Raw genomic sequence first — 2,760 nt, forward strand, 5'->3', positions numbered from 1 at the left:
TCAACTTAATTAACCACACATGATCAGCGATTCTTTTGGACGAGTGCACGATTACCTGCGGATATCGCTTACCGATAACTGCAACTTCCGCTGTTTTTATTGCATGCCCGAGGAGGATTATGACTTTACACCTGCGTCAAAATTAATGCAGACGCAGGAAATCATTACGCTCGCCAAAATCTTTGTGGAACAGGGGGTAAAGAAAATCAGGTTAACCGGTGGTGAGCCTTTGGTACGAAAGGATGCTGCAGAAATTATTGCCGCCCTGGGTAAACTCCCTGTAGAGTTGGTGATCACCACCAACGGAACCAGGATAGCAGAAATGCTGCCTACCCTCATAGAAGCAGGTATTAAAACAGTGAATATCAGTCTGGATACGCTGCAGCCAGAAAAGTTTCTGTTGATTACCCGTCGCGATGTTTTCCACCAGGTACGCAGCAATATTGAGCTGCTATTGCATCATCATATTAAAGTGAAGATCAATATGGTGGTGATGAAAGGATTAAACGATGAGGAGATTAAAGATTTCATCGACTGGACAAAACACCATCCTATACAAATTAAGTTCATTGAATTTATGCCTTTCAGCGGAAACAAATGGACCAGTAATAAAATGTTTTCGTTGGAGGAGATTCTTGCTGTCATCAGCAAAGATTTTACCGTATTGCCTATAGAGGCAGCACCACATGATACCGCCAAAAGCTTTATGATTCCTGGTCACGAGGGCTCTTTTGCCATTATCAGCACCATGACTGCTCCATTTTGCAGTACCTGCAACAGGATGCGCCTTACTGCTGATGGTAAATTGAAAAACTGCCTCTTTAGCAATGGAGAAACAGATTTATTGACAGCACTTCGCAATAATGAAGAAGTGTTACCGCTGATTAAAGCTTCCATCTGGAGCAAGAAAAAAGAACTCGGTGGCCAGTTTGATGCCCACTTTGAAAAACTAGATGCCGCTGCCATTCAAAACAGAAGCATGATAACCATTGGAGGATAAATTTGTCTATGATCGATGTTTCTGCTGCCAAAGCTAAAATTATAAACCATCTAATAGCCCTTCAACCTCTGGAAAAGCCTATTGATAAAGCCTGCCGACATATCCTTGCTGAAGATTGTTATGCACAATATGATATTCCTGCCTTCCGGCAATCATCTATGGATGGTTATGCCTTTCAATATGAAGCCGATATACAAGAGCTGCGTTTAGTGGGTGAAATGGCTGCAGGAGCCTCAAATTCGTTAAGCATAAACAGCGGTGAAACCAGTCGCATTTTTACCGGAGCCCCCTTGCCCATAGGTGCAGATACAGTAGTGATGCAGGAAAAAATCAGCCTGAAAAACGGTAGGGTAGTGCTCAACGATATTTCACTTAAGCCAGGTACAAATGTGCGTGAAAAAGGCGCTGAAATAAAAGCTGGAGCATTAGCAATGGCTAAAGGAAGTTTGCTTACGCCCGCTGCAATAGGCTTTTTGGCAGGCATAGGCATCACTACCGTATCGGTTTTTCCGATGCCTAAAGTTTCCATTATTTCTACAGGCAAAGAACTTCAGCAACCTGGTGTGCCTTTAAAGTTCGGACAGGTTTATGAGTCTAACGCCTATTCCCTAAAGGCGGCATTGCAATTAGAAGGCATTGACCAAATTGAAGTATTTCATGCAGATGATGACTTGCAAATTTTGATTAGCGTATTAGAAAAAGCTTTGCTGAAGGCAGATGTGGTTTTACTGACCGGTGGGGTTAGTGTAGGCGATTACGATTTTGTCATTGGAGCTACCCAGCGTTGCGGCGTAGAACAGCACTTTCATAAAGTAAAACAGAAACCGGGCAAACCACTTTATTTTGGTAAAAAGGGAGCGCAGCTCATCTTTGGCCTTCCCGGAAACCCTTCCTCTGTGTTGAGTAGTTATTACAACTATGTGCTTCCTGCAGTAAAGCGCTTGTCGCATTTAAAAAATAGCGTTAAAGAAATCAAGGCTGAACTCAGTCATCCATATCAAAAGACCACCGGATTAACCCATTTCTTAAAAGGAATTTATGAAAACGGTAAAGCAACGCCACTATCAGCGCAAGAATCCTTTCGGTTAAGCTCTTTTGCCCATGCCAACTGCCTCATCTGCTTGCCCGAAGAACAAGAGATTTTCAATGCAGGAGATGCCGTGAATATCCTTTTATTACCAGATTAATTTATGCAGGAAAACTTTATCTTTTTTTATGTGCTGTTGTTTATTGTGGCTTTTTTATATGCCTCAGTAGGACATGGCGGCGCGAGTGGTTACCTGGCATTGATGGCCATTTTTGCTGTATCGCCAGCTATTATGAAACCCACGGCACTTTTGCTTAATCTTTTTGTTTCTTCCACCTCTTTTATCCAATTTTATCGGGGTGGACATTTCCGCTGGAAAACATTCTGGCCTTTTGCACTCGCCTCGGTGCCGTTTTCCTTTGTTGGGGGCATGATGGTGATAGAAAGTGCTGTTTATAAAAAGATCTTAGGGCTGCTGCTGCTTATTCCTGTGGCGAGGTTTTTCTTTTTCAAAAATACAGACCCTAAAGATCTGCGCCCTTCCAATACGGTGATTTCCTTATTTGTTGGTGGTGTAATTGGCCTGCTCTCGGGGATGATCGGCATTGGTGGGGGTATTATTCTATCGCCGGTCTTATTGCTTCTGAAATGGACAGACCAAAAACAAGCGGCAGCCATTAGTGCAGCCTTTATTTTTGTCAATTCCGTTGCCGGACTTGGCGGTCAGCTGATC

The 2,760-nt window shown here is 43.2% G+C and carries 3 protein-coding genes; all 3 read left to right on the forward strand.

Features of this window, described 5'->3' with window-relative positions:
* The first annotated feature begins 19 nt into the window (after positions 1–19).
* A complete protein-coding gene (gene moaA, locus ACR2F7_RS16345) occupies positions 20–1,000 on the forward strand; it encodes a GTP 3',8-cyclase MoaA (RefSeq protein WP_432714610.1) in 981 nt (326 codons plus the stop codon).
* Between the two features lie 8 nt (positions 1,001–1,008).
* On the forward strand, positions 1,009–2,187 hold the full coding sequence (locus ACR2F7_RS16350) for a molybdopterin molybdotransferase MoeA (protein WP_432714611.1): 1,179 nt from the start codon (positions 1,009–1,011) through the stop codon (positions 2,185–2,187).
* A 3-nt stretch (positions 2,188–2,190) separates the two neighbouring features.
* A partial coding sequence (locus ACR2F7_RS16355) for a sulfite exporter TauE/SafE family protein (RefSeq protein ID WP_432714612.1) occupies positions 2,191–2,760 on the forward strand: 570 nt, incomplete at its 3' end.

This window comes from Pedobacter sp., assembly GCF_045628745.1.
Taxonomy (GTDB): Bacteria; Bacteroidota; Bacteroidia; order Sphingobacteriales; family Sphingobacteriaceae; genus Pedobacter.

Coding starts and splice junctions, on each gene's coding strand:
- moaA (WP_432714610.1), top strand. CDS start 20: ATGATCAGCGATTCTTTTGGACGAGTGCACGATTACCTGCGGATATCG.
- ACR2F7_RS16350 (WP_432714611.1), top strand. CDS start 1,009: ATGATCGATGTTTCTGCTGCCAAAGCTAAAATTATAAACCATCTAATA.